Source organism: uncultured Microbacterium sp. (assembly GCF_913776565.1).
Taxonomy (GTDB): Bacteria; Actinomycetota; Actinomycetes; order Actinomycetales; family Microbacteriaceae; genus Microbacterium.
Genome location: NZ_CAJYPF010000112.1, coordinates 1 through 15,154, shown reverse-complemented (window position 1 = coordinate 15,154; position 15,154 = coordinate 1). Strand labels below are relative to the sequence as shown.

The 15,154-nt window shown below is 72.2% G+C and carries 15 protein-coding genes; 12 read left to right on the top strand and 3 right to left on the bottom strand.

The features are described 5' to 3' along the window. The 6 genes from QZ433_RS06015 to QZ433_RS05990 form a co-directional block, all read left to right on the top strand. Nucleotides 1-241, top strand: a 241-nt coding sequence (locus QZ433_RS06015) for a Rho termination factor N-terminal domain-containing protein (protein ID WP_295780733.1), incomplete at its 5' end; no start/stop codon positions are given. Nucleotides 242-246: 5 nt separating this feature from the next. Continuing rightward, a complete protein-coding gene (locus tag QZ433_RS06010) occupies nucleotides 247-1,212 on the top strand; it encodes a DNA topoisomerase IB (protein ID WP_295780732.1) in 966 nt (321 codons plus the stop codon). A gap of 27 nt (nucleotides 1,213-1,239) precedes the next feature. Then, nucleotides 1,240-1,605 carry a CrcB family protein gene (locus QZ433_RS06005; RefSeq protein ID WP_295780734.1) on the top strand — a complete coding sequence of 122 codons (366 nt, stop codon included), beginning with the start codon at nucleotides 1,240-1,242 and terminating at the stop codon, nucleotides 1,603-1,605. Between the two features lie 83 nt (nucleotides 1,606-1,688). After that, nucleotides 1,689-2,618 (top strand): carbohydrate kinase family protein, encoded by a 930-nt coding sequence (locus QZ433_RS06000; protein ID WP_295780730.1) that lies wholly within the window; start codon nucleotides 1,689-1,691, stop codon nucleotides 2,616-2,618. Beyond that, nucleotides 2,615-3,268 carry a class II aldolase/adducin family protein gene (locus QZ433_RS05995; protein ID WP_295780728.1) on the top strand — a complete coding sequence of 218 codons (654 nt, stop codon included), beginning with the start codon at nucleotides 2,615-2,617 and terminating at the stop codon, nucleotides 3,266-3,268. Before QZ433_RS06000 ends, QZ433_RS05995 begins: the two co-directional genes overlap by 4 nt. A gap of 10 nt (nucleotides 3,269-3,278) precedes the next feature. Then, the gene (locus QZ433_RS05990; protein WP_295780726.1) at nucleotides 3,279-4,736 is read left to right on the top strand and encodes an aldehyde dehydrogenase family protein; all 1,458 of its coding nucleotides are present in this window, start codon (nucleotides 3,279-3,281) and stop codon (nucleotides 4,734-4,736) included. A gap of 19 nt (nucleotides 4,737-4,755) precedes the next feature. Here QZ433_RS05990 and QZ433_RS05985 read toward each other — a convergent pair whose 3' ends face one another. The 3 genes from QZ433_RS05985 to QZ433_RS05975 all read right to left on the bottom strand — a co-directional run bounded on the left by QZ433_RS05985 (nucleotide 4,756) and on the right by QZ433_RS05975 (nucleotide 7,878). Beyond that, nucleotides 4,756-6,033 (bottom strand): MFS transporter, encoded by a 1,278-nt coding sequence (locus QZ433_RS05985; RefSeq protein ID WP_295780723.1) that lies wholly within the window; start codon nucleotides 6,031-6,033, stop codon nucleotides 4,756-4,758. After that, the gene (locus QZ433_RS05980; RefSeq protein ID WP_295780721.1) at nucleotides 6,030-7,100 is read right to left on the bottom strand and encodes an alpha/beta hydrolase; all 1,071 of its coding nucleotides are present in this window, start codon (nucleotides 7,098-7,100) and stop codon (nucleotides 6,030-6,032) included. Before QZ433_RS05980 ends, QZ433_RS05985 begins: the two co-directional genes overlap by 4 nt. A gap of 142 nt (nucleotides 7,101-7,242) precedes the next feature. Beyond that, complete coding sequence (locus tag QZ433_RS05975) at nucleotides 7,243-7,878, bottom strand: TetR family transcriptional regulator (protein WP_295780718.1); 636 nt, start codon at nucleotides 7,876-7,878, stop codon at nucleotides 7,243-7,245. Between the two features lie 56 nt (nucleotides 7,879-7,934). Here QZ433_RS05975 and QZ433_RS05970 point away from each other — a divergent pair, with 56 nt between their 5' ends. The 6 genes from QZ433_RS05970 (at nucleotide 7,935) to QZ433_RS05945 (ending at nucleotide 14,619) form a co-directional block, all read left to right on the top strand. Beyond that, on the top strand, nucleotides 7,935-9,356 hold the full coding sequence (locus QZ433_RS05970) for an FAD-dependent oxidoreductase (RefSeq protein WP_295780716.1): 1,422 nt from the start codon (nucleotides 7,935-7,937) through the stop codon (nucleotides 9,354-9,356). Next, a complete protein-coding gene (locus QZ433_RS05965; protein ID WP_295780714.1) occupies nucleotides 9,353-9,787 on the top strand; it encodes a hypothetical protein in 435 nt (144 codons plus the stop codon). Before QZ433_RS05970 ends, QZ433_RS05965 begins: the two co-directional genes overlap by 4 nt. Nucleotides 9,788-9,795: 8 nt before the next feature. Beyond that, nucleotides 9,796-10,692: an alpha/beta hydrolase gene (locus QZ433_RS05960; RefSeq protein ID WP_295780712.1), complete on the top strand. Its 897-nt coding sequence runs from the start codon at nucleotides 9,796-9,798 to the stop codon at nucleotides 10,690-10,692. A gap of 61 nt (nucleotides 10,693-10,753) precedes the next feature. Continuing rightward, the gene (locus tag QZ433_RS05955; protein ID WP_295780711.1) at nucleotides 10,754-10,978 is read left to right on the top strand and encodes a hypothetical protein; all 225 of its coding nucleotides are present in this window, start codon (nucleotides 10,754-10,756) and stop codon (nucleotides 10,976-10,978) included. 31 nt (nucleotides 10,979-11,009) lie between these two features. Continuing rightward, on the top strand, nucleotides 11,010-11,375 hold the full coding sequence (crcB, locus tag QZ433_RS05950; RefSeq protein ID WP_295780709.1) for a fluoride efflux transporter CrcB: 366 nt from the start codon (nucleotides 11,010-11,012) through the stop codon (nucleotides 11,373-11,375). A gap of 82 nt (nucleotides 11,376-11,457) precedes the next feature. Further along, nucleotides 11,458-14,619: an efflux RND transporter permease subunit gene (locus QZ433_RS05945; RefSeq protein ID WP_295780708.1), complete on the top strand. Its 3,162-nt coding sequence runs from the start codon at nucleotides 11,458-11,460 to the stop codon at nucleotides 14,617-14,619. Nucleotides 14,620-15,154 lie beyond the last annotated feature (535 nt).

Here is a 15,154-nt window from a genome sequence, read left to right as displayed (position 1 = left end):
GAAGGACCCCGAGCTCTACGAGAAGCTCCGCGCGGAGGGCGACTCGAAGGAGAAGGCCGCGCGCATCTCGAACGCGGCGGCGGCGCAGGGGCGCGACAAGATCGGTGAGAAGGGCGGTCACGCCGAGGACTACGAGGACCGCACCGTCGACGAGCTCAAGAAACGCGCGAAGGAACTCGGCCTCACCGGCTACTCGAACAAGAAGAAGGCGGAGCTCATCGACATGCTCCGCTCGCACTGACTCCGATGGCGCGGCTCATCCGGGTGCGCCCCTACGAGGACCCGGGCTACCGACGCGTGCGGTCGGGGGCGGGGTTCCGCTTCGTCGACCACACGGGAGCCGCTGTCTCCGAGCGCGAGGCCGCCCGGGCGCGCGCCCTGGTGATCCCCCCGGCCTGGCGCGAGGTCTGGATCGCGAAGGAGGCCAACGCGCACATCCAGGCGGTCGGCACCGACGAGGCGGGTCGCCGCCAGTACACGTACCACGCCGACTGGTCGAAACGACAGGACAAGGGCAAGTTCGCCCGTGCCCTGCAGCTCGCCGAGTCGCTCCCGCGTGCCCGCGCGCGCGTGACGCAGTCGCTGCGGCGATCCGAGATCGACCGCGAGCGGGTCCTGGCGGTGTCGTTCCGTTTCCTGGACCTCGTCGCGCCCCGTGTCGGCAACGCGCGGTACTTCGTCACGAACGGCAGTCGGGGGCTGACGACGCTGCAACGCCGGGATGCCGTCGTCGAGGGCGACCTGATCCGCCTGTCGTTCCCGGCCAAGAGCGGCAAGCGGGCCGAGCTGTCGCTGCGCGACGCGGAGTTGGCATCCCTCGTCGACGAACTCGCGCTCGGACGCTCGCGCGCCGCGCTGCTGAGCTACCGGCGCGGACGTCGGCGCGTGCCCTTGACCCCCGGCGACGTGAATGCGTACGTGCGCTCGCTCACCGGCGGGCCGTTCAGCGCCAAGGACTTCCGGACGTTGCGCGGCACCATCCTCGCGGCCGAGTCCCTCGCGAAGGCGGGCGCGGTGGGCGGCAAGAGCGAGCGCAAGAAGGCCGAGCTCGCCGCGGTCCGCTGCGCGGCCGAGGCGCTGGGCAACACTCCGGCGGTCGCTCGCGCGAGCTACATCGACCCCCGCGTCTTCGCGCTGTACCGCAAGGGGCGCACGATGGACGTCGGCGGGTCCAAGGATGCCGCGATCAGGCGTCTCATCCTGGGGGAGTGACCCGGGCGTAAGGTGGCGCGGGTGAGCATGTGGCGTGACGTCGTCCTGGTGGCGGTGGGAGGGGCGATCGGCACCGCCGCGCGCGCCGGTCTGACCCTGGCGTTCAGCGAGGATCTCGGGTCCGCGCTGGTGCCGCTCATCAACGTGGTGGGCGCGTTCGCGATCGGCATCCTCTTCGGTTGGAGGGCGCGGATGCCGCAGTCCTCGCGCGCACAGCGCGTGCAGCTCTTCGTCGGTACCGGGGTGCTGGGCGGGTTCACCACCTACAGTGCACTCGCCGTCGAATCGGCCGACCCGGGCCTGCTGTGGTGGGGGGTGGCGACCGTGCTCGTGGGGACGGTCGCGGCGTGGGGTGGCGTGCTGATCGGTCGCGGGGGGCGCGCGCGGGCCTGACGTTGTCGCGCGAACGAGAAAGTGGTACAAATGTGCCACTTCGCGATGCGGCTTCTCGCGTCGCCCGACCCGGAGGTTCGACGATGAACGCCGCCCCTGAGATCGTCACGCTCGGAGCCCATGTGCTCGACACGATCGTGCACCCCGTCGACGCGATCCCCGAGGGACAGGGCTCGCTCCTGGTCGACGAGATCGTGCTGTCCGCCGCCGGCCCGGCCGGGGGGACCGCCCTCGTGCTGAGCAAGCTGGGAGCCCGGGTCACCACCAGCGGCGCGGTGGGCGACGATGTCGCCGGTCGGGTGCTGACGGGCCTGCTCCGCGACGCCGGCGTCGACGTCACGCACCTCGTGATCGGCGACCTGCCCACCTCGGCATCCGTCCTGCCCATCCGATCCGACGGCTCGCGCCCCGCCCTTCACGTCGTGGGAGCCAACGCGCTCGCCGCCGACACCGTGCCGTGGCAGGCCCTCGCCGCCGCCGCGCACGTCCACGTCGGTGCGCCCGAACTGCTCGGGCCCGAGAACGTCGTCGAGATCCTGGAGTACGCCCACCGCCACGGCGCGACGACCTCTCTCGATTTCCTCATCGGCGGCGACCCGGCCTTCTACGGCCTCATCGAGCCGCTGCTGGAGCACGCCGACTACGTCCTACCCAATGCCGAGCAGGCCCTGGGCTGGACCGGAGAGGCGGATCTGCCCGCGGCCGCCCGCGCGCTGTACGCCGCGGGCGCGAAGATCGTGGCCGTGACCGACGGGGCGCGCGACATCATCGTCGTCGAGGACGGCGACATCGAACGCGTTCCGATCGTCGCTGCAGAACCCGTCGACACCAGCGGGGGCGGCGATGCCTTCTCGGCGGGGTTCGTCTTCGCCCGGCTGCGCGGCGAGGGGACGGTCGGCGCCGCCCGCTTCGGCTCCGCGGTCGCCGCGCAGGTCGTGGCCGGTGTCGGCACCGCCTACGGCCGGTACGACGCCGCCTCCATCGACGCGCTGCTCGGCGAGGTGACCCCGTGACGCCGCCCGAGGGCGACCTGCGCGCCGCCATCGCGCACGCCTGCCGCGCGCTCGCCGCGCAGGGCCTCGTGCAGGGGACGGCCGGCAACGTGAGCGTGCGTGTCGAGGGCGGCATCGCCATCACCGCCACCGGGGTGGTCTTCGCCGAGGCCGCGGCCGACGACGTCGTGATCGTCGGCGACGACGGCCGGATCATCGCGGGTGTCCTCGCTCCCAGTTCCGAGCTCGACCTGCATCGGGCGGCGTACGCCGACGAGGCCGTGGGGGCGGTCGTCCACACGCACGCCCCGGCTGCCGTCGCCCTCTCGCTCGTCGCGGACCGGCTGCCGTGCGTGCACTACCAGCAGCTCGCGCTCGGCGGCGAGATCGAGGTCGTGCCGTTCTCGGTGTTCGGTTCCGCCGAGCTCGCCGCGGCCGCCGGGGGTGTTCTGGCCGGGGCGAACGCCGTGATCCTCGCCCACCACGGCGCGGTGACCACCGGTCGCGATCTGAGCGAGGCCGTGCAGCACACGGCGGTGCTCGAGTGGGCCTGCGACATCTACCTGCGAGCGCGGGCGGCCGGGGAACCCGCCGAACTCAGCGCGTCGCAGCAGGCGTCCGTGATCGCCACCGCGGTCGCGACCGGGTACGGGCAGAAGCACGGGGTGTGAGATGGATGCCATGACCACCACGACGTTCACCTCGGTCAGTCCCCTCGACGGCCGAACCGTCGGCACGTACCCCGCGCACGGGGTCGACGAGGTCGCCGCAGCGGTCGGTCGCGCCCGCTCGGCCGCCCGCGGCTGGCGGAGCCTGGACTTCTCGGGCAGGAGGCGGGTGCTCCAGGGCTGGCGGCGCGCGATCGTCGCCGACCTCGACGGCCTCATCGACACGGTCCGGGCCGAGACGGGCAAACCGCGCGGCGATGCCCGGCTGGAGATCCTGCTCGCCCTCGACCACCTGTCGTGGTCGGCGGCGCACGCTCGGCGGACGCTGCGCCGCCGCCGCGTCGCCTCGGGTGCGCTCATGTTCAACCAGGCCTCGAGCCTGGGCTACGTGCCCTATGGCGTCGTCGGGGTGATCGGGCCGTGGAACTACCCCGTCTTCACGCCCATGGGGTCGATCGCGTACGCGCTCGCGGCGGGCAACGCCGTGGTGTTCAAGCCGAGCGAGTACACCCCCGGCGTCGGCGCCTGGCTGCAGCGCGCCTTCGTGCGCGCGGGTGGCCCGGCTGACGTGTTCTCGGTGGTGACCGGCTTCGGTGAGACGGGGGCGGCCCTGTGCCGCGCCGGTGTCGACAAGGTCGCGTTCACCGGATCCACCGCGACGGGCAAGGCCGTCATGGCCGCGTGCGCCGAGACCCTCACCCCCGTGGTGATCGAGGCCGGTGGCAAGGACGCCCTGCTCGTCGACGAGGACGCCGACCTGGACGCGGCCGCCGAGGCGGCGGTGTGGGGGGCGTACTCGAACGCGGGGCAGACCTGCATCGGCATCGAGCGCGTCTACGCGCACGCGGCGATCTACGACCGGTTCGTCGAGGCCGTGGCCGAACGCACGGCGGAGCTGCGCGCGGGAGTCGACGACGCGGCGCGGCTCGGCCCCCTCACCATGCCGCGACAGGCCGACGTGGTCCGCTCGCACGTCGCCGACGCGCTCGCGCGGGGCGCGGTCCTGCGGGTCGGACCGGTGCCCGCCGAGGGATCCACGCTGCAGCCCGTGCTGCTCACCGACGTCGACGAGCGGTCCTCCGCGGTGCGCGACGAGACCTTCGGCCCCACCCTCGTCGTCAACCGCGTGGCATCCATGGACGAGGCCGTCGAGAGGGCCAACGCCGTGCGCTACGGCCTGTCGGGTGCGGTGTTCTCGAAGCGGCGGGGCCGCGAGCTCGCGCTGCGCCTGCGTGGCGGGATGATCGCGATCAACGCGGTCATCGCGTTCGCCGCTGTTCCCGCGCTCCCCTTCGGCGGGGTGGGGGATTCGGGATTCGGGCGTATCCACGGCGCCGACGGACTGCGCGAGTTCGCGTACCCCAAGGCGCTCACCCGTCAGCGCTTCCGGCTGCTGACGCTCACGACGATGCGACGGACGCCCTCGACCGATCGCCTGGTCGATCGCCTCATCCGGCTCCTCTACCGCTGAGCGCGCGCGGCGGCGGACGTCACCGCACCGAGCGCACGCGCATGATGACGATCGAGCCGAGCAGGCCCGCAATGCCGCTGGCGAGGAACAGCCCGGGGAACCCGCCGAACAGCACCACTGCGCCCGCCCCGAGCAGCGGACCGAAGGCCTGAGGGCCCGCGAGGGCGATGTTCATGATCCCCACGTCCTTGCCGCGCGTCTCGGCCGAGGGCAGCACCTGGGTGGCCAGCGCCTGGTCGACGGCGAAGAAGCAGCCCTGCCCCAGACCGAGCAGGACAGCCCCCGCCACCGCAGCAGCCTCCGACGGAACGATCGCGAGCAGCAGGGCCGCGACCGCCTGCGCCGAGCCAGACGCGAACACGAACACCCGGCGGCGACCGACGACGTCGCTGAGCTTTCCGAGGGCGACGGATGCCACGATCGTCACCGCCATATAGATGACCGTCGTGAAGACGAGGAAGCCCGTGGGGTCGGCCACGCGCAGCGCGAACGTGAAGAAGTACAGCAGCATCGTCGTCGCGATGGCGTTGCCGAGGTTGATCAGGACGCGGCTGGCGACCGTCCAGGCGAAGTCGGGGTGTCGACGCGGGTCGACCCAGATCGACGACAGGATCGTGCGCGGGGTCAGCGGCTCGAGCAGAGCGGCTTCGGCGGCCGTGAGGGGGGTGTCGCGCAGGACCGCCAGGAACGGCGCCGCCAGGACGATCGCGCACACCGCGAGCGCGAGGTATCCCGCGGGGGTGGTGGTGAACACCGCGGTGACCAGCACGATCCCGAGCAGGATGCCGAGGGCGTTGGGTGCCGAGATCCAGCCCGAGACCAGGCCGCGTTGCCCCGCGGGCACCGTGTCGGCCATCACCGCGGTCAGGGCGGCGGATGCCATGCAGAAGCCGATCATGACCGTCGTCCACATCGCGACGGTACCGAGGGTCGCGGTCTGCACGCCGAGCAGGGCCAGCCCGATCGCGGCCAGGACGACCCCGCCGAGGATCCACGGGCGTCGCCGTCCGAAGCGCGAGCGGGTGCGATCGCTCAGGGCGCCCACGATCGGGTAGGCGATCACGACGAACGTCCCGGCGACAGCGCTGACCAGTCCATAGGCGACCAGCGAGACGAGCCAGTCGTCGCTCGTGTGCTGGGCGGCGATCTGCAGGGGGAGCAGAACCTGCACGGGGACGAGCTGCGCCATCCACAGGCCCAGCCAGACCCCGGCGAAGGCGGCAATCCACCCGGCGCGGACGGGGCGCGTGGGTTCGGCGTAGGCCGCGGACGACCCGAGCGGGGTGTCGGCGATCACCGCGCGTCGCCCGTGGGTGCCGCGGCGAGGGTGGTGAGGGCCCAGCGCCCGGCATCCGTCACCGCCGTGCGCGCGTCGCGAAGGGCGCCGCACGCGTTGAAGAACCCGTGGATCTGGTCGGCATGGGTCACGAGGGTCGTGGGCACGCCGGCCGCCTCGAGCCTTCGCGCGTACGCCACCCCCTCGTCGCGCAGCACGTCGAAGCCCGACACGGCGACGTAGGCCGGAGCGAGTCCCGACAGGTCGTCGGCGAGGAGGGGGGACACCAGGGGATCGTCGGGTCGTCCCCTCTCGCCGAGGTAGTGCGCGGCGTACCAGTCCATCTGCGCCTCGGTGAGGAAGAAGCCGTCGGCGAAGAGCTCGTACGACCGGTGTTTGCGCGACAGGTCCGTGACCGGGCAGAACAGGATCTGGAACGCGGGCGAGCCCTCGGCATCCGTGCGGGTCACGGCCGACACGACCGCCGCCATGTTGCCGCCGGCGCTCTCTCCGCCGACGCCGACGCTCGACGCGGTGGAGCCGAAGAGCGCGGCGTTGTCGCGGACCCAGCGGAACGCGTCGACGCCGTCCTCGAGGCCCGCGGGGAACGGGTCCTCGGGGGCCAGGCGGTAGCCGACCGACACCACGGTCAGGCCCGAGCCGTCGGCGAGCGTGCGGCAGGTGGCATCCGCGCTGTCGACGGATCCGAGCACCCAGCCGCCGCCGTGGAAGTACACGACGGTCCCGGATGCCGCGGTGTCGGTGCGCGCGCGGTACACGCGGCCGGGCACGGGTCCGGAGCGCGTGGGGATGAGGATGTCGTCCCGCTGGGCGAGGCGCAGGGTGCTGGCGAAGGTCCACGCCTCGCGTTCGATGTGCGCGCGGGCGTCGTCGACCGGGAGCCGCTCGAACCGGGCGCCGGGTGCGTCGTTCATGACGCGCAGCGACGCCTGCACCGCGGGGTGCAGGGTGCACCCGTCGACGACGACCGGACGGCGGTTGACGACGCGCAGCACGGCGGGGGGCGTCGATCCGAGGACGCGCGCCCCCCATCGGAGCACGTGGTCGTGGAGACGGGGACGGATCATCGCGGAACCCTTCTGTCGATCACTTCACCGGGATCGACCCTGGGCTCACTTTATTGCACAGACGTACTGTTTTCTGTGACGAAAGTGTGAAATCGCGAGATGTCGTCGCTTGAATGAGCAGAAAACAGTACGTTTGTCCCACTTAGGCGGGTGACGTGTCCGTCTCACCGAGCGACGACGTCGCGGCGAGTGTCACGAAACCCACCATCGCGGCGCGCAGGGCGTGCGCCAGCGACGAGAACTGGACCTCTTCGGAACGGGCGATGCGATGCAGGGCGAAACCGTCGATCAACGCGACCACCGCGGCCGCGGCGCGCGGATCGGTGACACCGTTGGTGCGCAGCACCGCCGCCGCGAGCGACCGGGTCTCGTCCAGGATGCGCTCCACGTGCACACGCAGGACCGGATGCCGCGAGGCGAACAGGTAGATCTCGAACTGCGCGACCGTGTGCTCCTGCGACTGCGTCCGCACGATCTCCACGAACTCGTCGATCGCCGCGCCGGGTCGATTGCCGCTGGTCTCGAGCACCGCGCGGAACTGCTCGAGGCGCTCCAGTTCGGCCGCCATCGCGTGCGCGACCGCTTCTCCGATCATGTCGTCGAGGGAGTCGAAGAAGTAGGTCGTCGACGAGTGCGGCACACCGGCCGCGGCGGCCACCGACCGATGGGTCACGGCGGCGATGCCCCCCTCGGCGATGATCGAGATCGTCGCGTCCAGCAGCAGTTCCCGCCGCGCGCGGCCGCGGGCCCGCATCGATCGGGTCGACGTCTCGCTCACGCTGTCCTCCTCGTCGGCCTCGCCGGCCGCTGTCGCACCAGAAACGGAGCAAGCCTATGACCGCCTCCCCCTCGGCCGCGGCCCGGTCGTCCGCCCCCGACGTCGACGTGGTCGTCGTCGGCGCCGGCCTCTCGGGTCTCACCGCCGCCCACCGGCTGCGTCAGTTCGGGGCGCGCGTCGCCGTGTTCGAAGCGGACGATCGGGTCGGCGGGCGCGTGTCGTCCGCCGACGTCGCGGGGGTCCACGTCGATCTCGGCGGCACTTTCGTCGGCCCGGGACAGGACCGCGTGCTCGCCCTCGCCGACGAGGTGGGGGTGACGCGGTTCGCGACGTACACCGCCGGGCGGAACGTCATCCGTTGGCGTGGCCAGCATCGGCGATACCGCGGCACGGTGCCGCCGGTGGGGGCGAGCATCGTCGATGTCGGCCGCATCCAGCTCGCACTCGACCGGCTGGCGCGCACCGTGCCGTGCGGCCGACCCGCCGCCGCCGGGAACGCGGCGCAGTGGGATGCCGAGAGCCTCGGGTCGTGGCTGCGCCGGTCGCACGCGTCGTCAGCCGCCCGCGACCTGATCGCCATCGCGGCGCGCACCACCTGGGGATGCGAGCCCGACGAGATCTCGTTCCTGCATGCGCTGCACTACATCCACCAGGCGGGTGGGCTGTCATCCATGCTCGACACCGCCGGGGGTGCCCAGGAGGAGCATTTCGTCGAGGGGTCGTACGAGATCGCGCGTCGCCTGTCCGCCGGTCTCGGCGAGACGCTGCGCCTGCGGGCCCCCGTACGTCGGATCGACTCCACTGCCGACTCGGTGCGCGTGCACACCGACTTCGAGAGTGTCAGCGCGCGCGTCGTCGTCGTCGCCGTGCCGCCGTCGCTGCGCGGCCGGATCGCCTTCGCCCCCGCCCTCCCGCCGGTGCACGCGCAGATGGCGCAGCGGTGGCCGGCCGGAGTGCTGTCGAAGGCCTACGCGGTCTACGACCGGCCGTTCTGGCGCGATCGCGACCTGTCCGGTCAGGGCCTGTCCGACACCGGCCCGGTGTTCATCACGTTCGACGCCGGCCCCGCGGGACCGGACGCCCCCGGCGTCCTGCTGGGCTTCGTGGGCGGGGTGTACGCGCGCGAGTGGGACGATCTGCCCCCGGCGGAACGCCGTGCCCGCGTTCTGTCGTCGTTCGCCGACCTGTTCGGACAGCGGGCCCTGGATGCCACCGGCTACATCGACCAGAGGTGGGGCGCCGAGTCGTGGGTCGCGGGTGGTCCCACCGCCGTGCCCGGGCCGGGGGCGGTCGTGCCCTACGCGTCGGCGCTGGTGGAGCCGGTGGGCCGTGTGCTCTGGGCCGGCACCGAGACGGCGGCGCGGTGGACCGGCTTCATGGACGGCGCCGTGCGCGCCGGGGAGCGGGCCGCACTGCAGGCCCAGGCCCTTCTCGCCGTCCCCATGACCGATGACGAACAGACGGGAGTCGCCCGATGACCTGGCGCCGCAGCTACACGCACCTCACGACCGCGACGGCCGAGGCGGTGTGGAAGAGGTGGACCACGCCCGAGGACTGGGCGGTCGACGACCCCGATCTGCGCGAGGCGGTCTTCTCGACGCCCCCGCGCGTCGGCGGGACGGGACGCGTGGTCAACCACGGTGCCCCGGCCCAGCGGTTCGCCTTCACCGATCTGCAGCCCGGGGTGGCGATGAACTTCCGCATCGGGCTCCCCGGCGCGACGCTGTCGTTCCCGCACCGCATGTCGAAGACCCCGAACGGCCTCTCGGTCACGCACGGGGTCGAGATCACGGGCCCGCTGTCGGCGGTGTTCGGCCTGTTCGTGGGGCGCAGGATCGCGGCGGGTCTTCCCGCCGTCGTGCGGGCGGTCACCACGAACGCGCTGGGCGACGCGGCATCCGGAAGCTGAGGGCGCCCGTGTCGCTCTCGATGAGGCTCACCGCGGCGGCGATGTGGCTCAACGCCCGCCCGATCCGCCGCGCCCTCGGGCGCCCGGACTACCTCGACACCCTCGACCCCGACCGCCGCGCGGCCGACCCGCCCGCCCATCTGCGCCGTCGCGGGCGGGTGACGGTGGCGCACGAGGGCGGGCAGCCGGTCTTCCGCTACGAACCCGCGCGGCGGATGCCGGGGTTCGAGCTGCTGTACCTGCCCGGGGGAGGCCTGGTGAACCCCCTCGTCCCGGAGCACTGGTGGATCGTCGAGCGGCTCGCTCGCGCGACCGGGGCGGCCGTCACGGTGGTCTGCTATCCGCTGGCCCCTGAGCACGGCGCCGACGAGACCCTCGCCGCCATCGATGCGCAGTACGAGCGGCTGGCCGCGCGCCGCGGGGTGTCGCGGCTGCTCGTGGCGGGCGATTCGGCGGGAGGAGCCGTCGCGGTCGGTCTCGCGCTGCGCGCGCGGCGTCGTCCCGACGCGCTGGTGCTCTTCTCGCCGTGGCTGGACCTGGCTCTCGGCAACCCGGCGATCGGCCGCCGCTCGCGACGCGACCCGTCGCTGCGGGTGCCCGGGCTGCGGGCCGCCGCGGTGGCGTGGGTCGGGGAGCGCGGTCTGGACGATCCCGAGCTGAATCCGGCGCGCATGCCGCTCGCGGCGCTGCCGCCCACCCTCGTGTTCCAGGGTCGGCGCGACATCTTCTTCGACGACGCCGTCGCGTTCGCCGCCCGAGCCGAAGCCGCGGGGGCGTCCCTGCGTCTGGTCACCGCATCGGCGGGGTTCCACGTCTACGTCGGGGCGTTCTGGACGCCCGAGGCGCGCGCCGCGTTCGACCTCGTCGGGGCGCTCTCACGGGATCCCGGGAGTGTGGTGACTTAACGGTACATATGTGCAAGTATCTGCTCAGGGTGACGACGACGCACCCCCGACGGAGGAATCCATGACTGCTCGATACGACCTCGCCAAGATCAAGCTCGGAACGCTCATGACGGACCCGGATGCCGCGGGCATCATCCTCGACGTCATCCCCGACCTGAAGGCGAGCCCGACCTACCTCGTGGCCCGCACGCTCACGGCCAGTGCGGCGCTCACGCTCGCCGAAGCCCAGATCGGCGCCGAGAAGGCAGGCGAACTGCGTCGCCGCGTCGAGGCTCTCGAAGCCTGAGCCTCGGGTGCGGCGGGCGTAGATTGGCGGCGTGAACCCGCTCGTCTTCCTCGCCGTGGTGATCGCCGGCGGTGTCGGAGCGGCACTGCGCTACCTCGTCGACGTGGCCGTGCGGCGGCGGACGGGGGAGCGGTTCCCGTGGGGCATCCTCGTGGTCAACCTCACGGGGGCGCTCGCCCTGGGGATCGTCACCCCGCTGGCCGCCGACGAGGCGTGGCGGTGGATCATCGGGACGGGGCTGCTCGGGGGGTACACGACCTTCAGCGCCGTCGCCGTGACGACCGCGCTCCTCGCCGAAGAGGGACGCACGCGGACCTCGATCACGTACGGACTCGCGTCGTTCGCGGGTTCGGTGATCGCGGCGGCGATCGGGCTCTCGGTGGGCTCCCTGTTCTGAGCCCGGCCGTGCGGGTGGGGCTCGTGGGATACTGAGGATTCGATACACGCTTGTATCGAAAAGTCACCCCGGAGGGTCCTTCGTGTCGTATTTGGCCGTCCTGAGCCTGAAGAACCGCGCCCTGATCGCCCTCGTGACGATCGTCGCGGCGATCTTCGGTGGTCTGGCGCTGACCAGCCTGAAGCAAGAGCTCATCCCCTCGATCGAGTTCCCGCAGCTCGCCGTCGTCACGACCTACCCCGGAGCGTCCCCCGAGGTCGTCGAAGCCGACGTGTCGACGCCGATCGAGAACGCGATCCGCGGCGTCGAGGGACTCGAGTCGACCACGGCGACCAGCACGACGAACTCCTCGATCGTGTCGGCCTCGTTCACCTACGGCACCGACCTCGCCGCCGCGCAGCAGAAGATCCTCGCGGCCATCGCGCGCATCAACGACCAGCTGCCCGAGTCCGCCGACACCACGGTCGCCTCCGCCAGCATCGACGACTTCCCCGTCATCCAGCTCGCCGTCACGGGCTTCAGCGACGCGCAGGCCACCCAGTCGGTCCTGCAGAACAGCGTCATCCCCGACCTCGAAGACGTCGCGGGCGTCAACGGCGCGCAGATCGTCGGCGGCACCGGCCAGCGGGTGACGATCACCCCCGACACCACGAAGCTCGCCGAGCGGGGCTACACCCAGCAGGCCATCACCGACGCCCTCGACGCCAACGGCGTGCTGTTCCCGGGCGGCTCGCTCACCGAGGGCGATCAGACCCTCACCGTGCAGACCGGGGCGAAGCTCACGAGCGTCGACGAGATCTCGGCCCTCCCGCTCGTGCCGACCGACGCGGCGCAGCAGCGCGCGGGTGCCACCACGATCGCCGACGTCGCGTCGGTGCAGCTGCAGGCCGACCCCGTCACGACGCTCTCGCGCGTCGACGGCCAGCCCGCCCTCACGATCGCCGTCACCAAGCTCCCGGCGGCCAACACCGTCGACGTCTCGCAGGGGGTCCTGGCCGCGCTCCCCGCTCTGGAATCCCAGCTCGGCCAGGGCGCGACCTTCACCGTCGTGTTCGACCAGGCGCCGTTCGTGACGCAGTCGATCGAGGCCCTCGCGCAGGAGGGCCTGCTCGGCCTCGCCTTCGCGGTCGTCGTGATCCTCGTCTTCCTGCTCTCGGTGCGCTCCACCCTGGTCACGGCGATCTCGATCCCCACGAGCGTGCTCATCACCTTCGTCGGGCTGCAGGCCTTCGGCTACTCGCTGAACATCCTCACGCTGGGCGCGCTCACGATCGCGATCGGCCGCGTCGTCGACGACTCCATCGTCGTGATCGAGAACATCAAACGTCACTACGTGGGAGACGCCGACAAGATCCCCACCATCGTCCGGGCCGTCCGCGAGGTCGCGGCCGCCATCACGGCATCCACGATCACCTCGGTCGCGGTGTTCCTGCCCATCGCCTTCGTCGGAGACGTGACGGGCGAGCTGTTCCGCCCGTTCTCGCTCACCGTGACGATCGCCATGGCGGCCTCGCTCCTGGTCTCGTTGACCATCGTGCCGGTGCTCGCGTCGTGGTTCCTCAAGCCCGGCACGGTCGTGCGCGACGCCGAAGGCAACCCGGTCGACCCCGAAGCGGCCGACGCGCCGCCCACGCGCCTGCAGAAGGCGTACGTGCCGATCCTCAGCTGGACGCTGAAGCACTCGTGGGTCACCCTGGGCCTCGCCGTCCTCGTGCTCGGCGGCACGCTCGCCGCGGTGCCGCTGCTCAAGACCGACTTCCTCGGCGACTCCGGTCAGAACACCTTCACCGTCACGCAGAAGATCGGCTCCGCCCCGAGCCTGGATGCCGAGGACGCCGCCGCCCAGAAAGTCGAGGCCGTGCTGCTGGACACCGCCGGCGTGCAGACCGTCCAGACCTCGATCGGCTCGAGCGGATCGGCGCTGCGCGACGCCTTCTCGGGCGGCGGAACCGGCATCACCTACTCGATCACCTCGGAGTCGGGAGCCGACCAGGTCGAGCTGCGCGAGCGCGTTCGCACCGAGCTCGAGAAGCTGACGGATGCCGGCGAGATCGAGGTCGCGGCCTCGGGCGGCGGCTTCGGCTCCACCGACATCACGGTCGACGTCACGGCCCCCGACGGGCAGGCGCTGCAGCAGGCCAGCGACGCGGTCGTGGCGGGGCTGGACGGACGCGAGGGCATCGGCCAGGTCACGAGCAGCCTGTCGGCCTCTCTGCCGTTCGTCTCGGTGCGGGTCGACCGCGACGCGGCCGCCGAACGGGGGCTGTCCGAGCGTGCCGTGGGTGCTCTCGTCACCGCCGCCCAGCAGCCGCGCCAGGCCGGCACGGTCGAGATCGACGGGCGCGGGGTGACGGTCTACCTCGCCTCGCCCAACCCGCCGGCGACCATCGACGACCTGCGCGCGCTCGAGATCCCCAGCGCCGCGGGTGCGGTCCGCCTCGATCAGATCGCGACGGTCGAGCAGAGCCAGACCCCTCCGTCGATCACCACCTCGCGCGGGCTGCGCACGGCATCCATCACCGTCACCCCCACCTCGGACGACCTGGGCAGCTCCTCGGCGTCGGTCAACGCAGCGCTGGCCGACGTGCAGCTGCCCGAGGGCGCCACCGCGAAGGTCGGCGGCGTCGTCACCGACCAGCAGGACGCCTTCGGTCAGCTCGGGCTGGCTCTGCTGGCGGCCATCCTGATCGTGTACGTGGTCATGGTGGCGACCTTCAAGTCGCTGCGCCAGCCGCTCGAACTGCTGGTGTCGGTGCCGTTCGCGGCGACCGGGGCGATCCTGATGCTGCTGATCACCGGGGTCCCGCTGGGCGTCGCGGGCATGATCGGCGCGCTGATGCTCGTGGGCATCGTCGTCACCAACGCGATCGTGCTCATCGACCTGGTCAACCAGTACCGGGCGCGCGGGCTGAGCGTGCACGACGCGACGATCGTCGGCGGGGCGCGACGCCTGCGGCCCATCCTGATGACCGCGCTCGCGGCCATCTTCGCCCTCGTGCCGATGGCGTTGGGCATCACCGGTCACGGCGGGTTCATCTCGCAGCCGCTCGCGGTGGTCGTGATCGGCGGTCTCGTGTCGTCGACGTTCCTCACCCTGCTGGTGCTGCCGACGCTCTACAACCTCATCGAGGGAGCGAGCGAGCGGCGCCGCCAGCGGCGGGCGCAGAAGAACGCCGAACCGGTCGAGACGGTCGCCGACGACGGTCATCCGCTGAGTCGACGCGAACTGCGCGAGAAGCACTGATCGCGTGCGCCCGCCCGCCGGGGCGGGTCGCCGCGGTCGACCGCATCGACGAGGCCAGGGCGAGCGCGCGGCGCGTGCGCCCCGCGATGTGCGGCGATCCGGCGCGGTCGATCGGGCGCGCGTCCGCGCAGAGGGATCGGGATGCCGGTCCCCCCGCCCCAACCGTGTCACCGCGGGCGGGGGCGGCGGTGTGCGACCAGGAGCGCGCTGTCCGTGCGGTGCTGGTGAGGCGTGCGCCGGCGCGCGGCGGGGTGAGGAGCGGCTGCGAAGCGTCGCCGGTGAAGGCGGTACGCAGGCCGGCAGTGCGAACCACGGTGGTCGAGCGCGTGGCGGCCGGGCGCGCGACGCTGCGGGCGCGGCGCGACGACAGCGTGCGACGGGCGCGCCGCGGAACCAGGTGACGGACGGGGGCGTCCTCGGTCCGAACGGTCGCCTTCGCCGCGCCCGACGCCAGCACGTGCGTGAACATCCCCGACCACGCGACCATCAACCTGGCGCTGTTCGAGACCATCTCGTGCACCGCGATGTTCGCGTG

Excerpts from the sequence above, each read along its gene's own strand:
- QZ433_RS06010 (WP_295780732.1), top strand. The coding sequence starts at position 247 with ATGGCGCGGCTCATCCGGGTGCGCCCCTACGAGGACCCGGGCTACCGA.
- QZ433_RS06005 (WP_295780734.1), top strand. The coding sequence starts at position 1,240 with ATGTGGCGTGACGTCGTCCTGGTGGCGGTGGGAGGGGCGATCGGCACC.
- QZ433_RS06000 (WP_295780730.1), top strand. The coding sequence starts at position 1,689 with ATGAACGCCGCCCCTGAGATCGTCACGCTCGGAGCCCATGTGCTCGAC.
- QZ433_RS05990 (WP_295780726.1), top strand. The coding sequence starts at position 3,279 with ATGACCACCACGACGTTCACCTCGGTCAGTCCCCTCGACGGCCGAACC.
- QZ433_RS05980 (WP_295780721.1), bottom strand. The coding sequence starts at position 7,100 with ATGATCCGTCCCCGTCTCCACGACCACGTGCTCCGATGGGGGGCGCGC.
- QZ433_RS05970 (WP_295780716.1), top strand. The coding sequence starts at position 7,935 with ATGACCGCCTCCCCCTCGGCCGCGGCCCGGTCGTCCGCCCCCGACGTC.
- QZ433_RS05965 (WP_295780714.1), top strand. The coding sequence starts at position 9,353 with ATGACCTGGCGCCGCAGCTACACGCACCTCACGACCGCGACGGCCGAG.
- QZ433_RS05955 (WP_295780711.1), top strand. The coding sequence starts at position 10,754 with ATGACTGCTCGATACGACCTCGCCAAGATCAAGCTCGGAACGCTCATG.